Source organism: Paraburkholderia fungorum, from assembly GCF_046027215.1.
Lineage (GTDB): Bacteria > Pseudomonadota > Gammaproteobacteria > Burkholderiales > Burkholderiaceae > Paraburkholderia > Paraburkholderia fungorum_D.
Map to the genome: position 1 here is coordinate 2,252,419 of NZ_JAQQEN010000002.1, position 15,210 is coordinate 2,267,628.

General features: G+C 59.9%; 14 protein-coding genes and 1 tRNA gene. 4 read left to right on the plus strand and 11 right to left on the minus strand.

The features are described from left to right. Positions 1-47 precede the first annotated feature (47 nt). Genes PQR27_RS30530 through PQR27_RS30555 form a run of 6 tightly spaced genes read right to left on the minus strand, consistent with a single transcriptional unit; the run spans position 48 to position 5,766 of the window. Positions 48-932: an HpcH/HpaI aldolase/citrate lyase family protein gene (locus PQR27_RS30530; protein ID WP_408527296.1), complete on the minus strand. Its 885-nt coding sequence runs from the start codon at positions 930-932 to the stop codon at positions 48-50. Next, positions 929-2,320, minus strand: coding sequence for an MmgE/PrpD family protein (locus tag PQR27_RS30535; protein ID WP_408527297.1), 1,392 nt, complete (start codon positions 2,318-2,320; stop codon positions 929-931). The genes PQR27_RS30530 and PQR27_RS30535 overlap by 4 nt, the downstream gene beginning before the upstream one ends. Continuing rightward, on the minus strand, positions 2,313-3,536 hold the full coding sequence (locus PQR27_RS30540; protein ID WP_408527298.1) for a CaiB/BaiF CoA transferase family protein: 1,224 nt from the start codon (positions 3,534-3,536) through the stop codon (positions 2,313-2,315). Before PQR27_RS30540 ends, PQR27_RS30535 begins: the two co-directional genes overlap by 8 nt. Next, on the minus strand, positions 3,533-4,042 hold the full coding sequence (locus PQR27_RS30545) for a MaoC family dehydratase (protein WP_408527299.1): 510 nt from the start codon (positions 4,040-4,042) through the stop codon (positions 3,533-3,535). Before PQR27_RS30545 ends, PQR27_RS30540 begins: the two co-directional genes overlap by 4 nt. 2 nt (positions 4,043-4,044) lie before the next feature. Further along, positions 4,045-5,223, minus strand: coding sequence for an acyl-CoA dehydrogenase family protein (locus PQR27_RS30550; RefSeq protein ID WP_408527300.1), 1,179 nt, complete (start codon positions 5,221-5,223; stop codon positions 4,045-4,047). A 36-nt stretch (positions 5,224-5,259) separates the two neighbouring features. Then, the gene (locus PQR27_RS30555; protein WP_408527301.1) at positions 5,260-5,766 is read right to left on the minus strand and encodes a MaoC family dehydratase; all 507 of its coding nucleotides are present in this window, start codon (positions 5,764-5,766) and stop codon (positions 5,260-5,262) included. Positions 5,767-5,904: 138 nt separating this feature from the next. Here PQR27_RS30555 and PQR27_RS30560 point away from each other — a divergent pair, with 138 nt between their 5' ends. Together PQR27_RS30560 and PQR27_RS30565 are read left to right on the plus strand one after the other, a co-directional pair. Then, positions 5,905-6,822: a LysR family transcriptional regulator gene (locus PQR27_RS30560; RefSeq protein ID WP_408527302.1), complete on the plus strand. Its 918-nt coding sequence runs from the start codon at positions 5,905-5,907 to the stop codon at positions 6,820-6,822. Positions 6,823-7,090: 268 nt separating this feature from the next. Continuing rightward, entirely contained in the window at positions 7,091-7,612 is a 522-nt protein-coding gene (locus tag PQR27_RS30565; RefSeq protein ID WP_408527303.1) for a zinc ribbon domain-containing protein, read from the plus strand. Between the two features lie 37 nt (positions 7,613-7,649). Here PQR27_RS30565 and PQR27_RS30570 read toward each other — a convergent pair whose 3' ends face one another. Beyond that, complete coding sequence (locus PQR27_RS30570) at positions 7,650-8,825, minus strand: porin (RefSeq protein ID WP_408527304.1); 1,176 nt, start codon at positions 8,823-8,825, stop codon at positions 7,650-7,652. Positions 8,826-8,885: 60 nt separating this feature from the next. Between PQR27_RS30570 and PQR27_RS30575 the strand changes: the two genes are divergently transcribed. Continuing rightward, positions 8,886-10,553 (plus strand): SGNH/GDSL hydrolase family protein, encoded by a 1,668-nt coding sequence (locus PQR27_RS30575; protein WP_408527305.1) that lies wholly within the window; start codon positions 8,886-8,888, stop codon positions 10,551-10,553. Between the two features lie 132 nt (positions 10,554-10,685). Here PQR27_RS30575 and PQR27_RS30580 read toward each other — a convergent pair whose 3' ends face one another. Beyond that, a complete protein-coding gene (locus PQR27_RS30580; protein WP_408527306.1) occupies positions 10,686-11,207 on the minus strand; it encodes a DUF8737 domain-containing protein in 522 nt (173 codons plus the stop codon). An 87-nt stretch (positions 11,208-11,294) separates the two neighbouring features. On the opposite strand from PQR27_RS30580, the gene PQR27_RS30585 reads away from it, so the two are divergent. After that, the gene (locus PQR27_RS30585) at positions 11,295-11,966 is read left to right on the plus strand and encodes a TetR/AcrR family transcriptional regulator (protein WP_408527307.1); all 672 of its coding nucleotides are present in this window, start codon (positions 11,295-11,297) and stop codon (positions 11,964-11,966) included. A 278-nt stretch (positions 11,967-12,244) separates the two neighbouring features. Here the strand turns inward: PQR27_RS30585 and PQR27_RS30590 are convergent. From PQR27_RS30590 to PQR27_RS30600, 3 genes are all read right to left on the minus strand, one after another. Beyond that, positions 12,245-12,337, minus strand: a tRNA-Sec gene (locus PQR27_RS30590). 366 nt (positions 12,338-12,703) lie between these two features. After that, a complete protein-coding gene (locus PQR27_RS30595; RefSeq protein ID WP_408527308.1) occupies positions 12,704-13,828 on the minus strand; it encodes a porin in 1,125 nt (374 codons plus the stop codon). Positions 13,829-13,889: 61 nt separating this feature from the next. Beyond that, positions 13,890-15,173, minus strand: coding sequence for an anaerobic sulfatase maturase (locus PQR27_RS30600; protein ID WP_408527309.1), 1,284 nt, complete (start codon positions 15,171-15,173; stop codon positions 13,890-13,892). Positions 15,174-15,210: the final 37 nt, after the last annotated feature.

The following is a 15,210-nucleotide window of genomic DNA, read 5'->3' on the forward strand; positions in this document are numbered from 1 at the left end:
AGTTGAACCTTCGGCAATTCCGGCTTGCCTGGTATTACGAAGTATGTCTATGTAGATTGCGCCTCGCCTTCTGGAGCGATGCGTTGTGCCAGCGCCAATTTGCGCTGCGCTATCTTGAGGACCGCCTCGTCGACCAGCAGGCCATCCACGATGATTGCGCCGCGGCCGTCGCGCTGTGCCGCCTCATACGCCGCAATCGTGCGGCGCGCATTGGCAATTTCATCCTGGTCGGGGCTGAACACAGACTCGATCGGCTTCACCTGTTGCGGGTGGATCGCCCATTTGCTGGTAAAGCCGAGCTTCTTGCCGGCCTGAGCGGCGCGCACCAGTCCTTCGGCGTCCGCCACGTCGGGATGCACATGATCGATGGCCTGCACGCCAGCCGCGACCGCGGCGGTCACGATGCGCGACCGCACGGGCAGCAGCGCCTGCTCGTCGAACGCCATGCCGGTCTGGGCGATGAAATCGCCTACGCCAAAAATCAGCGCGCGGCAGCGTGGCGACGCGCGTGCAATCGACAGCGCGTTTTCCACGCCGCCCGCGCTCTCGATCAGCGCAAGCAACGTCAACCCACGGCGGCCGTCGCGCAGTTCGAGCTGCCGCAGCAACTGGTCGTACACGTACAGATCCTCGGGACCCTGCACCTTCGGCACCACCACCGCATCGATCGGCAACCCTTCCAGGGCGAGCAGATCGTCGAGACACCACGGCGTCTCCAGACCGTTGATACGCACGCACAGTTCACGTCTGCCGGGCACAGCATGGGCCAGCGCCCGACGCAGCACCTCGCGCGCCTCATGCTTGAAAGTGGGCGCGACGGCGTCTTCGAGATCGATGACGAGCGAATCGCAGTCGATCGCCAGCGCTTTTTGCAGCAGCTTGTCGCTGCTCGCTGGCGTGACAAGCTGACTACGGCGGTAAAACCCTGTCATTGCACGCTCCTGCGAAATTGCCGGATCAGCGCCGACACATCCGTTTCGTCTTCGAGAGCCGCCACGCGCTGCGCGATCCGGGCGGCGTGCGCCGCGCCAAACACCGGCACGGCGAGGCCATCGAACTTGCGTCCAAGCGACGCGCCATCACATGGCCGCGACGATTCACCCAGCGGCTCGTCGATACGCACCACGTGCCCGGCGAACGACAACACCGCTCCCATGACGGGCGACTGCGCATCGATCACGACATAGATGGCCGCGCACAACGCCGCGACGTCCGCTGCGCCGATGCGCTCGTAGCTCTGCCAGTTGCAACGACCGTCCAGCAACGCCACCGCAATCTGAAAGTACACACTGAACTGCGCATCGACGATGTTGCGCGGGTCTATCTTGTTCGGCGTTGCCTCACCGACGATCTGCGCGGCTTTGGGCGACAGACGCACTTCGAGCCGCGTCCCCTCGCGCAGCGCGGCCTCGATACGCTTGCGCGCGTCGGTACCGAGCAGTTCATGCAATTGCAACGCAGCTTCGATTGCACCGTGATTGAAGCGACAGGACGGAAATGGCTTGATTGCCGTCTCACCCGACGGCCACCACTCACCGAGACGATCCGTGAGCGCCGATGGCGTCGCCTCGTTCGTGTACCCCGCGAGTAGTCCGTATCGACCTTCAATCGGCGCAGCGGCACCCACCACCCCGGCCTGCGCAAATGCGAGTGCAAGTAGCGCGTCGTGCGCGGCAAAGCCCGGATGCAGGCGCTTGTTCCACGAGCCATTCGCGAGATACTGCATGGAGCCTGCCGCCTTGCTCCCAGCGATGCCCAACGCGCTGGCAAGCGTGCCGGCATCCACGCCACGCAGCCGGCCCACAGCCGCCACGGCGCCGAAGATGCCGGCGACCGACGTGACGTGAAAGCCGCGATCGTAAGCCGTGCTGCCCAAGGCCGCGCCGATACGCGTCGCGACTTCGTAACCGACCGCCAGGGCGGCAAGCCATCGTTTCCCGGTGGCGTGGATGCGTTCGGCCTCGACCATCGCGGCAGCGATCACTGGCGCGCCGGGGTGTAGGCAGCCCCATACGTTGGTATCGTCGAAATCGAGGGTATGAGCGAACGCGCCGTTGAGCAACGCAGCTTGCAGATACGAATATCCCTGCGTGTCACCAACTACGGTTGCATCGTCGGTCCCGCCCTGCAACGCTATAGCGCCCGCACGAAATGCAGCGCTGCTCTCCGCATTGACAGCTGCGAACGCGGCGTTGCCGATGAAATCGAGCAGACAGGCCTTGAGCCGGCTGCGTACGGCCACCGGCACACTTTCCAGGCCGGTCGTTGCGGCAAAGCGGGCCAACGCGAGTGTCGCGTCATTCGCGGACGAATCAAACATGAGACGTCTCCTTCTTCGATGCGGCGCATTGCACGACACCGGCCGATTCGAGTGTTTCGATCGTCGCGGCGTCGATGCCGAGTTCTGTCAGCACACTGGCCGTATGCTCGCCGAGTACGGGCGGGCCCAGCCTGTTGACTGATTCGAGTTCCGACGACTGCGGCGGGAAGTCGAACACCTTGACCTTGCCGACCGCGCTGTCCACTTCCTTGATCAGGTCCCGCGCCTTGATGGCCGGATGATCCAGCGCTTCGCCGAGGTCGTTCATGGCGCCGGCGGGAATGCCACAAGCGTGGAAGCGCTCCAGCCAGTACGCGCGCTCGCGAGAGCCGATCGCCAGGCAGATCCGCTCGTCGAGCGCGTCCCGGTTGGCAAGGCGCAACGCGTTGGTGGCAAATCGCGCATCGTCGATCAGGTCCGGACACTCGATCGCCTGACAGAACTTGCGCCACATCTCCACATGACCGCCACCGGCAGCCACGATCACCATGCGCCCGTCTCCGCACGGATATGGGCCGTATGGCGCCATCGTGTGATGATGCAGACCGACGCGCTTCGGCAGCGTATTGCCGTACCAGACCATGTAAGGGAAATAGCCGGTCCACGTGAGCACGGAGTCGAGCAGCGAAACCTGAACGTCCTGCCCTCTCCCCGTTCGCTCGCGATGAAACAGTGCTTCAAGAATGGCAATCGTCGCGTACATCGAGCCTGCAATGTCGCAGAGCGACACGGAAATCTTCGATGGCGCTTCGGGCGTGCCATTGGTCATGATGAGACCCGCCTCGCCCTGCACGATCAGATCGAGCGCCGCGCGATCACGATACGGTCCCTCCTGGCCGAAACCGGAGATGTGGCAATAAATGACATCCGGCTTGATCGCCTTGACCTTTTCGTAATTCAGTCCCCACGAATCGACCGTGCCCGGAACGAAGTTTTCGATGAGCACGTCCGCGCGCTCGATCAACTGGTGAAGAATGGCGCGTCCGCTCTCGCTCTTCAGGTCCAGCGCCACGCTCTCCTTGCCCGGGTTGACCCATGCATGGCCGGAACACATGCCGTGAACAATGTCATCCCAGTAGCGAATGAGATCGCCCGTACCGGGACGTTCGATCTTGATCACGCGCGCGCCCATCTGACTGAGCAGGCGCGTGGCAAAGGGGCCCGACACGCCCTGCGTCAAATCCACGACGGTAATTCCCGACAATGCAGTGCTCACGATTGTTCTCCCATGTCATGACCGGGCATCACGGCTTCATCCCTTTGAGCCCATGCCGAACGCTTCTTGAGGCGTACTGTTCGCTCGCCTTCGGCGACGGTCTTGCCATCCTGATTGGTCGCGCTGAAGCGATAGCGCAACAGGCCGCTGTCGGGCCGGTCGTCGGTGAGCGCCAGCACTTCGCTTCTCGCGTGGAGCGTATCGCCGGCAAAGACCGGATTGGGTAAGCGCAAAGCTGTCAGACCCACATCCATAAATGCGTTTTCGCTCATGTCCTGGCTTGTCAGGCCGATGACAAGACCAAGCGTGCACGGGCCAGCGACGATGCGCTCGGAGAACCGTCCATCGAGCGCCTGGCGGCTGTAGACCAGATTGAAATGGGCTTCGGCCGTATTCATCGACAGATGGGTGAGCGCATAGTTGTCGTAGTTCGTGACAGTGCGTCCCCTGGTGTGCTCGTACAATTCACCGACGCTAAAGTCCTCGAAGTAGGTACCGTGACTCATATTTACCTCTCTCCCAGTAGTCGTCGCGCAATCACCTCACGCTGGATTTCGCTCGTACCTTCGCCGATGGTGCAGAGACCGGAATCTCGCCAGTAGCGATTGACGGGAGTCTCGACGGCAAAACCCATTCCGCCATGTATCTGCACGGCGTCGTGGCAAACCTTGTGCGCCATTTCCGATGCGAAGAGCTTGACCATGCCGGCCTCGAGATCGACGCGGCAGCCCGCGTCCATCTTCCGCGCGACCATGTAGCCAAGCTGGCGAGCCGCCTCGATCTGCGTCGCCATATCGGCCAGCTTGTGGCGTATCGCCTGGAACTGGCTGATGGGCTGACCGAACTGCACGCGGTTTTGGCTATGCTCGAGCGCCGCTTCATATGCGGCCCGTGCAAGGCCAATGCAACGAAACGCAAACTGCAGGCGAGCGAGTTCGTAGATCGCCATCAACTGCTTGAAAGCGATCCCCTCAATGCCGCCAAGCAGGTTCTCCTCAGGAATCTCATGCTCATCGAAGTAGAGCGTGTAGCTGTGCATGCCGTGGTAGCCGATCGTCTCGATCCGGCTGCCGGTCAGTGTCGGCGGTACGAACTGCTCACCGCGGGCCTTCTCGACGAGCAGCAAGCTAATGCCGCCGTGCTTGCCGGCGTCCCGTCCCGTGCGGCAAAAGAGCGAGATCAGATCTGCGCGGTTGGCGTGCGTGCACCATTGCTTCGTACCGCTGACCACATAGCGCCCGTTGCGCAAGGTGGCGGTCGTCCTGATGTTTGCTGCGTCCGAACCTGCCTCCGGCTCTGTGCCCGAGTGCGCCGCCTGCAATTCGCCAGATGCGATTCCAGGCAGCCACTTTTTCTTTTGCTCAGGCGTGCCGAATCTTTCGAGCAGCACGCCAAGTCCCCAGTTGCGCGCTGGAAGCGCACCTGCACTAAACCAGGCCCGGCTGAGTTCCTCCGTCACAAGTGCCACAGCGCGTGCGCCAAGCCCCAGTCCGCCATACTCGGGCGAGGCGAGCACGCGGAAGAAACCCATCTCCTGCATCTTCGCCAGCAGGCTGTCCGGTATCTCCTCGCCGGCCAGGTGAAGCCTCTGCGCCACGGGTGCGATTTCAGCTTCGGCAAAGTCGCGCGTTGCCTGCTGCAGTTCGCGAAGCTCGTCGGTAAACTCAGTAATGCTATCTATCTTCATTTCCATTCTTCCCGTTGAACCGTCTGACCTGACTGCTTAGCTGGCCACCTGTTGCGGAATCGAACGCATCCGCGAGAGATTGCGCCGCCGGAATTCGATCACCGGCTCGCCGCGCTGATTGAGCGCCCTGGTATGCCATTCGACGACGCCCCAGCCGGGACGAGACTCAGTCGCGCGCCGGCTCGTCACCACCGAGTGCGCGCTGATTGTGTCGCCCGGAAAGACGGCCTGTTGAAAAATGACATCCTCGACGCCGAGGAACGGACCGCCCGCTTCCGACAGATCCTCGACGGACAGTCCAACTGTCGTCGCGAAGACAAACATGGGATGCACGGGAATCCCGTCATATCCGGCGGCCGCCGCATGCGGCGCGCTAAAGTAGATCGGGTTGTACTGCAGGGTCATCGCACTGTACGCGGTGGCATCGGCGTCATTGAACGTGCGAGCCCAGTGGTGGCGAAATTGTCTCCCGGGTTCGAAGTCTTCATACATCAGGCCATGCGGAATGCGTTTCGTAATCATGCTTGCTTCTCTGGAATACATGAGGTCTCGTCTCCTGAGCGCGCCCGATCGCAACGGCCACGCTGTTTTGCGTACGGAGCGCGAGTCGCGCCAACCGTTAATGGCATTCTAGGAATGGACGATTGACAGAAAAAGGCTTTTTATTCTATAAATTGATCGATGAACCCTATCAATATCGGTCCGCGCGATATCGAGGCCATTCTCGCCGTGGCCAGACACGGATCTTTTCGCGCTGCAGCCGCCGCATTAGGCATTGCCCAGCCGTCGGTCTCGGCTCGCATACGCCACGCCGAGGACGTGCTCGGCGTGAAGCTTTTTCATCGTACGACGCGCAAGGTCACGATCACCAGTCACGGCGAGCGGCTCGTCGCTCGCGCGGAGCAGGCGATGGCCGAACTCCGCATGCTTGCGCAGGAGTTCAGGGATGAAGCCCGTCTCAAGCGCGGGCGCGTTGTGCTCGGTGCAACGCCGACCATCGCCAGCGCGCTCCTCCCTTCCATCATTCAACAGTTCCGCAAACGCTGGCCGGGTATTGAAGTCGTGCTGCACGACGACCTGCTCGGTCGTGCGCTGGACCGCGTACACCTCGGGGAAATCGATTTCGCCGTGACCCCGTCTGCCGATACGGATGATCGTTTCGATTGCGAGCCGTTGAGTGATGAAGAATTCGTCCTGGTTGCGCCGAAGGACCATCCGCTCGTGCAGGCGGGCACCGTCACGCTTATTCAGGCGTCGGAGTACACCTTGCTCACGCTGCCGCGCGAAACCGCGACTCACGAAATGCTTGCCAAGGCCTACGCAGCGCAAGCACTGCCATTTCATCCTTCGTTCGAGACACACAACGCGATCTCGGTGCTGGCTCTCGTCAAGGCGGGATTCGGCATTACATTCATGCCCGTCGGCATGCTTTCGTTATTTGATATGAGGGCGCTCGGTATTGCGCACATCGCTCCCGGTGGCCTCTATCGCACGATTTCGATCACTCGGGCCAAGGGCCGCGCCATACAGCCGGCAGGCGAGGCGCTGATTGAGGCGTTGCGGGAAGGATTTCAGGGCAGAAAGGAGGGGAATCAATAGGGGATGCTTCCGCGCAGCACATGCGCCGTCGTACTGTGTGAAATGGCACTGTCACATTGCAGTGATGGTCGAGTTGTCTCAACAACGCGGCCGACACGGTACGTGCCTCACCCGCTATTTTTCGATCTTTTCAACGTACTTTTACAATGCACGCCGGTTACACTCGACTACGTCGGCCCCATGACGTTCGAGAAGAACTGGCTGCCCGACTGTAGCGATAGAAAGCAACGCACTGCGACGAGCCCCAGAAAACTGATCGGAGGAACTCATGGCGTTGGTCAAATGCAAGGAATGCGGGAACGGGGTTAGCGACAAGGCGACGAGGTGCGTCAAGTGTGGCGCGTCGGTGATAAAGCTGCAGAACGACGCCGGCAAAATGTTGAGCGGCTGGGGGGTGCTGATAGTCGGTGCGTTGATCACCTGGGGTTGCGTTTCGGACAATAGCGTTAAGAACGGCAGCGACGCAGCGAATCAAGCCCAGTCGTGTAGCAAGGACGATCTGCAATGTCGCGGCGACAAAGGGACCGTTGCGGCCGGCATCTATTGCAAGAATCCGATCGAGCGACTTGCGACGCACATCGTGAGATGGACGAACGGCACCGACGAGATGAAGTTCAGTCGCTTTCGCTGGACCGATGAACGGGGCGGTTCCATCACATACATTGGCGACAAGGCCGAGTTTCAGAACGACGTCGGCGCCTATACGCCGATCATTTACCAATGCGACCTTGCCGGTGATGGCGAGACAGTTCTCTCCGTCGGTGCGACCGCGGGCAGATTGGCGCCCTGAAGACGCCCGGATCTAGTATGACTAGTATGACGCGTCTTTAGAACATCTTGCGAAGCCCGATTGCCACGCCGAGCTGGTTGGTTCGGCCAATCGTGTTGGTGGGAACGCCGGCGGAATTGACACCGCCCGGGTAGTCGGCGGAGAAGGCCCCGGTGCCACGCGCCCAGTCCGTGATCGCGTAGATTTCCGACTGCCTTGAGAACGAATACTCGGCAAGAATCGTAGCTGACTGGTTCACGCCCCTACCGAGCGTGCCGTCGAGCAACTCGGCATTGCGCGTGTGCCCGTAGTAGTAGGCGAATGTGAACAGCAGTGGATCGATGGCTTTCCAGTTCGCACCGACGTACCAGGTGTCGTCGATGCGGTTGGGGCTGCCACCCTTCAGTGCCGGCGCGCCAGCCTGTTGCATGTTTTTATCGGTCAAACCAGTCTGGTCCTGGCCGTGCAGCCAGCCGGCCAGCAAGCGGACATCGTGAGTAATCTGATACGCGCCGCTGATGTGCAGGAAGTTGGTCTTGCCGCCGTTGACTGCGCTGCCGACACTGCTGCCAACCGCCGAGCCCGTCGCGGACGTCGGTACGGAAACCTGCTGGAAACCTGCGTTGAGCATGGCGGGACCGTACGTGTACGTCAGCTCCACGGCGTAGATAGCGCCGAGGCCGAGGGCGCCCGGCTGATTGCCGAAGGCATAGAGGGCATCGATCGCCAGGTTGTCGAAGGTGCCTTTGTACTTGACCGCGTTGTTGATTTCCAGGTAACTGCCGATGCCGTTATACGGCCAGCTGTTTTGCCAGTAGTTGCCAACGGTCAACGGGTCGAAGATATCACCCAAGGTGTCGTAGGCGGGTGCATATTGCAGGCCGAAAGTCAGCGCACCCCACTTGTCGTTCGAAAGACCTACGTAAGCCTGTCGACTGAACAGTGTGTTGGGGACGTGCAGTTGTCCATCGAAGGCCTCGAAACCGTTTTCGAGGTGGAAGACTGCGGACCAACCGTCCCCCAGATTCTCACTGCCCTTCAAGCCCCAGCGGCTGTGGGTTTCCGGGCCAGATGTCATGGCGACCTGGTCATTGCCACCCGGGCCGGCGTTCGTCTGGTATCGGACGGCTTCATCGACAATGCCATATAGCGTGACTGAGCTTTGCGCGAATGCCGACGATGTCGCAGCAGCGAGAAGTGCGCTAACGGCACTCAAAATGACGATTTTTTTCATCAGCGATCCACGGAGATTAGTGAGCCGACTGGAGCAAATTCGTGAACAGAAGCATAGCCTGTGATTTTATTGACGCATAGCAATCTGCAGTGGAGTGTTGCTTATTTGCAGTGCTGGACAGACATGGGCGAATCATCTGGCAATTACGTCGGCGCGCACGTTATTCATACGCCACGCTTGCCACGGGGCGACGCGAACAGATGCTTCCGATCCCAATCATTCAGCGCTAATTCGCACCGGCGAAAATGCCCTTGCCATATCGACCGGATTGGGGCAGACGGGTGTCAGGCGCGAACTGGCGGCGTCGACTCACGATGTACCCCTCCGTACATCCAGATCGCGTGCCGGGTGAATAGACAAACAGCAGGGCGCACCATGCGCTTTTCAGACATGACGAATTACAAGAAATGCTGGCTCGTCTGCATGATGGGCCTGTTCGCGGTCCTATCGGTTCGGACCGGCCACACGGCAACATCGTTATCTGACGGTCTGCCAATTCAAAAAGGCACCCCCACGACGCTGGCGACCGCCAACGCTGACGCCACTGAGCATGCCCAACAGACCTCGACCTACCTGCGTTGCTACTATCGGACGAGCCATTCTCCCTTTCGCCTCGACACCCACTACGTGTGGGCGACAGACCCAACAACAAACTGGTTCTATCGTCTTTCGGGCCAATGGCATGGCGGCGAAGCTTATCACTGGCAACGCCTCTTCTATACCGACCAATCTCAAGCGGCATTAGACTCGCTGTGCCAGGACACGCTGCGTAGCCATGGAATCGACACCGGCCTGGCAATGTACTCAGCGGGAAACCGCGCGTTTGCGTTCGACTACAGCACGTGGAAACCAGACGCCAATAGTGGCGGCACAAGCATTGACCGTGTAGTCGCGTTTGGCGATAGCCTCTCCGATACACACAACATGTACAACGCGTCACGGTGGCAGATTCCGAATGGTACTTCGTGGTTCGCTGGACGCTTCACGAACGGCCATAACTGGGTCGAGGATCTTGCTGGCGATTTGCAGGTCCCGCTATACGACTGGGCAGTTGGCGGCGTTGGCGTGTCCGACAGACAAGTGCTGCCTTGGGCCAAGGTTCCCGGCCTTCTGTCACAGTCGCGCCAGTGGCGGCGAGCCACCGGCGAAGATCCGTCCTATGATCCCGGTCGAACGCTTTTCACCGTCCTGATCGGGGGCAACGATCTGATTTTCTTTGGTACCTCCCCACGCGAAATTGTCGGGAAAGAAGTGCAAGCGCTGCAGGTGTTGATCGCTGGCGGGGCGAAGAACATTCTTGTGCTGAACTTGCCGGACATCTCGCGAGCGCCTATCTTCAAGCTCAAACCAGGTGAAGATGACGTGGCGTCGAAGGTGCGGGTGGTCAACGCGGAACTTGATTCGGCGATCGCCGCGATGCGGACGGAATACGGTGCGCGCGTGAACATTCAGCTTTTCGATGCCAACGCGCTCTTTAACCGGTTGTTCCAGAATCCGGCCGCATACGGCTTTCAGAACGCTACCGATTCGTGCCTCGATATCAATCGCACCGGCTTTTCCAACTTCATGGAGAGCCATATGCCGCGGCCAGAGTGCAAGAATCCGGATACGTTCGTGTTTTGGGACATGCTGCATCCCACCGCTCGCACGCATCGCATGCTCGCCGATGACGTTGCAGCGTTTGTCGCCACGCATTTCCCTGTGGCGTTTTCGCATCGTGCGTCTTGAGGACGAAGTACTTTCATGGCTGGGGCGGGGATAGATGTTTCCAGGAACCAGATGTCGACTCCGATGTGCAACCCCATGCCATCTTCTTCCTCGCAGAGGGAGAAGCCAGGTGCTATCAGCGCACCGCCAGGTTCAAGTCGCGGGGCTGCCGGTTTCCCGCATTGCGGACTGACGTTGATGTTGCAGAAGAATCCGGAAGACGAGCCCGTGCGTGATCAGCAGTAGTGGCACAACGAGCGTTGGAATGAAGTAGGCGGCGCCCAACTGCCCCGCCATGAGCCCGGCAGCATTGGCCTGGTAGAACGCGTTCAGGAGATCGACAGAGCCCCAAAGGTTGAAGACCCATGCGATGACAATGCCAGCCCCGCCTGGCAGCGATACCAGCGATACCAGCGAGAGCACCGCGAGTGTCGCCGCAACAAGGTCCCCGCAGGCGGCGGAATAGGCGAAGGCAGACGGCAACTCGGGCGACACGATGCCTGGCACGAGGAATGCCAACCCAATGAAACGGAAGCTGTGCAGGATGAGAAGAGGCCGCAGCGCTTCGGCCCGTCGCAGGAGGCGGAGTCTGGGCCAGATGTATCGCGCCGCGACGATCCCCCACGCGATAAAGCTGAATGCGATGCTCACGAAAAAGCAGAGTTGCGGCAGCATGATAATCTCCCGGCGGGTTTGGTACCCGTAGGTACCAGATGGTTGCGCCAGTATGGTACTGTGCGGTACCGACTGTCAAGAGGGGAAATGATGACCACCGTATCGCTGTCAAAGGAGCGTCAGGAAGGCCGCGACGAAACTGAGGTGCGCGCGCGTATCCTCGATGCAGCCTTCGCTGCGTTCATGAAGAGTGGCTACGCGGCGAGCAGCACGCTTGAGATCGCCACGCGCGCGCGCGTTTCGAAACGAGAACTGTACGCGCTGGTGGGCAACAAGAAGGAAATGCTGATCGCATGCATCAGCGCGCGCGCCACGCGACTGCAGGTACCCGCTGACTTGCCCGTGCCGCACGATCGCGAGACCCTCGCGGAGGTACTCACTTCCCTCGGGACGCAGCTTGTCCGCGAGATAACTGATCCAACGGTCATTGCGGTATTCCGACTGGCGATCGCCGAGGCGGTCCATGCGCCCGAGGTGGCGCACGCGCTCGACTCCATAGGGCGGGAGACGAGCCGTGCCGCCTTGCGGCAAATCATGGCCCGGGCCCAGGCCTCCGGACATCTCAATGGCCGTCCTGCCGAACTCGCCGAACAGTTCGGCGGGTTGCTGTGGGGCAATTTGATGGTCGGCCTGCTGCTCGGCGTCGCCGAGCGGCCGAGTTCACGCGAAGTCGCGGCACGTGCCCGCGATGCCACAACTGCGTTTCTTCAACTGCATCCGCAGCCGATTAGCGCTACGATGCCCCGCCAGCACATCTGATGCATGGATGGTTCCGTGGCAAGGCTCCCGGGAGGGCGCTATCGGGAAATCTGCGAGATTGCCCGTTGACGCAAGCGTCGGGCGTGGCGCATCACTGGCTGAACCAGGCCAGCGCAAACACGCGATGACACATAGCACGGCGCACCTCCTCGTGCTGCTCTATCGGAATGTGACGAGATGAAAATCGGGCAGGCAGGTTTAAACCGGTTGACTTCCTGGCGGAAGTTTTATGGTTACCTAGACAACGGTGATCTACAGGATGTCTGTGGAAGCTACGGCGGAAGGCAGCCGGAGTCGAACCGACCTGAGAGCGTCTGACGCCCTCAACTGGGTTTGAAGCCCAGCCGCACCACCGGATACGAATGCCTTCCTCGGTGATTGAACTGCTGTAACGATGCACGAAAATTGTTGCAACCAACAGTTTTTGGCTGCTTGCGCGATACGAAAATTACCCGTTGCTCAAGTCCGAAACACTCAACATCGGTACCCAGTCGACGAAGCGGCGATAAATTATAACCGCTTCGACGAACACGTTTCTGGGCAAGTCTTCTTATCTAAAGCACAGCAACACCCCGAACATTCGAACTCGCCCCACGATCAGGAGCCGTTCGTCGGCTCTCTCAACAGGGTGTACGAGGCGTCGCGAACTTTCGTTGTTCGAAAAGAATGCGTAAAGCCGTGCAACATCAGCCACTGGACCATGAATGACAACATGGAGTGGCGCCTGGTGGAAGCCGTCAGAACCGCTTTCTGATGCCAACCATCGCCGCCGTCGTATTGATACCTGGCGCGACAGGCTGCCCATATTCCACCGACTGATTCATCTTGCCCTGGTTGTCCACGAAGCCTACCTGAGCATACAGCGTGGTGGCCTTCGAAAGACTGTAGTCCACGCCAAGCACATATTCGATGGACTTGTTCGCCGAGTTATATTCGTCCTTGATGTAATACACGCCGCTCGTGACGCCGAAAGCCGGCGTGAACCGATAGCCGAAGCCGCCTGAAATCATGTCGAAATTAGTGGTTTTGGGATGCGCGGGATTGCGGCCATTGCTAAACGATGTGCTGACACTGAAGCCGTTGATCGAATACAACGCGCCGAGGTAGTAGAACCGGTTGTTGTCCAGACCGGTCGCCACGCTGGTCGGACTGGGGTTGGTATCGTGCCCGTTGTAGTAGGCCGCCGCGAGTTTGAGCCCATAGTTGTCGTACTGCAAAACCGCCGATTCCCGCGTACTACCTTGCGCCTGCCCCGCTACGCCACCCGGCGCATATTCGAGGCTGGCCGTCACGCCGCCGAAGTTCGGCGAGACATAGACGATTGCGTTGTCGTCGAAGACCGCTCCGAGTTGTGCATTCGTACTGGTTCCGGGCCAACCGGCAGCCGAATTCATGCTGACCAGCGCGGTAAAGATACTGCCGAAGTAGCCGCCCTGGCGCACATCGGTGTACGCCATCGCATAGGTCATCGGAATGATCTGCCGGCCCATGGTGAGCGACCCGTACGGGCCAGCCAGGCCAACCGACGCCTCCTGATTGAATTGCGCCGCCGCGCCGGCGGTACCGCTCAAACCGAACTTGCCACTGGTGCTGTCAAACGCGCCTTGCAATTTGAAGTTGGCCTTCCACCCGCCGCCGAGGTCTTCCGTTCCTTTGAATCCGAGCATGCTGGTATAAATTCCGCCGTCTTTCATTTTAAAAATGTGGCCCGCATTCGGCGCGGCGGGACTGTACGAAGCCGCCGAAGTGTTCTGATAAAGCAACCCCGTATCTACTGCCCCATACAACGTCACCGACGATTGTGCATACGCAGTACTACCAACCGTTGCCAATGCGATCGCTGCTGCAAAAACCCTTTTCATTTTGTCTCCTTGGATTACCCGATCCGGCATCCACGTGGGAACCAGAATTTTTTGTACTGCATCACTTTCTATCAACAGCAATCTGCAAGACCTCCATGACCTCATCCGCCGGCTTTCCCTGCTCTAGCAGGCGCGCCATGATGTTCATCGCGGGCGTGATGTGGCGGAAATAAGCCTTATAGCCGGCGCAAAGATAATTGAGGCGTGGCCCACCATCAGCGCTTTCGATAAAGCGGTTCTTGGGGCACTCGCCATTGCACGCGAAGCGGAATTCGCAACGCAGACATTCGGTGGGAAGCGAGGTTTCCTTCGCCATGCCGAAGTCGGTTTGTGCCGGCGACGACATCATGGTCGCGAGGTCGTCGGAGACCACATTGCCGAGACGATATTCCGGGTACATGAAATGGTCGCAAGAGTAGACACTGCCGTCATGTTCGACGATGGCAGCCTTGCCGCAACGCGGGCTGAAAATGCACGCACCGGCGGGCAATTGGCACCACGACGCGAGAGCCCACTCGAAATTCATCACATGAACCGCGCCGACATCGTGACGAACCCATTCGTCGAACACCGTGGTCAGGAATGCACCGTACGCAAGCGCGCTCACCGTGTGCGACGTCACGGCTGTTTCCATCCGAGCCACGGGTTTCGTGTTCGCGACGGCAGACATACGGAGAGACGGGGGCACGGCGAAATGCAGTCCAATGACCTTTTCCTCCGGTTGAGCGACACGCTCAACAACCGGATTGAACTGGATAAAGCCCGCACCCAGTTCCTTCAGATGGCGATAGATCTCCAGCGGCTGATGCACATTGGCGCTGGATACCGTAACCAGCACATTGAAATCCACGCCATGACGCGCGAGGACAGCCAAACCACGCACAGTATCGTCGTAACTCGACGCGCCGCGTTTGTCAGGGCGCGCCACGTCGTTAAGCGCACGCGGACCGTCCAGACTGACACCCACGAGGAAGCGCTCGCGTCGGAGAAACGCGCCCCACTCGTCGTCGAGCAACGTGCCGTTGGTTTGCAAGGTGTTGCGAATCAGCTTGCCCTGAGAAAACTTGCGCTGCAATGCAACGGCGCGCTCGAAGAATTCCAGCCCCAGCAGTGTGGGCTCGCCACCCTGCCACGTGAATTCGACCTCAGGCGCCGACTGTGCCGCAATGTATCGCTGGACGTAGGCCTCGAGGACCTCGTCCGACATGCGAAAGCGCTCGCGCGGCGGAAACGCGTTTTGCTTCTCGAGGTAAAAGCAATAGCCGCAATCCAGATTGCACAGCGCGCCAATCGGCTTTGCCATTAGATGAATGCCAGTGAGCGATACCGCGGCTTCGGTATTCATGCTTGACAGTGGCCGCGGGCCACCCAGTAATGCGAAG

What these genes read in the sequence shown, in the direction of transcription:
- PQR27_RS30545 (WP_408527299.1), bottom strand. Translation starts at nt 4,042, where the DNA reads ATGAGTCACGGTACCTACTTCGAGGACTTTAGCGTCGGTGAATTGTAC.
- PQR27_RS30580 (WP_408527306.1), bottom strand. Translation starts at nt 11,207, where the DNA reads ATGCTGCCGCAACTCTGCTTTTTCGTGAGCATCGCATTCAGCTTTATC.
- PQR27_RS30600 (WP_408527309.1), bottom strand. Translation starts at nt 15,173, where the DNA reads ATGAATACCGAAGCCGCGGTATCGCTCACTGGCATTCATCTAATGGCA.
- PQR27_RS30595 (WP_408527308.1), bottom strand. Translation starts at nt 13,828, where the DNA reads ATGAAAAGGGTTTTTGCAGCAGCGATCGCATTGGCAACGGTTGGTAGT.
- PQR27_RS30550 (WP_408527300.1), bottom strand. Translation starts at nt 5,223, where the DNA reads ATGAAGATAGATAGCATTACTGAGTTTACCGACGAGCTTCGCGAACTG.
- PQR27_RS30565 (WP_408527303.1), top strand. Translation starts at nt 7,091, where the DNA reads ATGGCGTTGGTCAAATGCAAGGAATGCGGGAACGGGGTTAGCGACAAG.
- PQR27_RS30535 (WP_408527297.1), bottom strand. Translation starts at nt 2,320, where the DNA reads ATGTTTGATTCGTCCGCGAATGACGCGACACTCGCGTTGGCCCGCTTT.
- PQR27_RS30570 (WP_408527304.1), bottom strand. Translation starts at nt 8,825, where the DNA reads ATGAAAAAAATCGTCATTTTGAGTGCCGTTAGCGCACTTCTCGCTGCT.
- PQR27_RS30555 (WP_408527301.1), bottom strand. Translation starts at nt 5,766, where the DNA reads ATGTATTCCAGAGAAGCAAGCATGATTACGAAACGCATTCCGCATGGC.
- PQR27_RS30530 (WP_408527296.1), bottom strand. Translation starts at nt 932, where the DNA reads ATGACAGGGTTTTACCGCCGTAGTCAGCTTGTCACGCCAGCGAGCAGC.
- PQR27_RS30585 (WP_408527307.1), top strand. Translation starts at nt 11,295, where the DNA reads ATGATGACCACCGTATCGCTGTCAAAGGAGCGTCAGGAAGGCCGCGAC.
- PQR27_RS30560 (WP_408527302.1), top strand. Translation starts at nt 5,905, where the DNA reads ATGAACCCTATCAATATCGGTCCGCGCGATATCGAGGCCATTCTCGCC.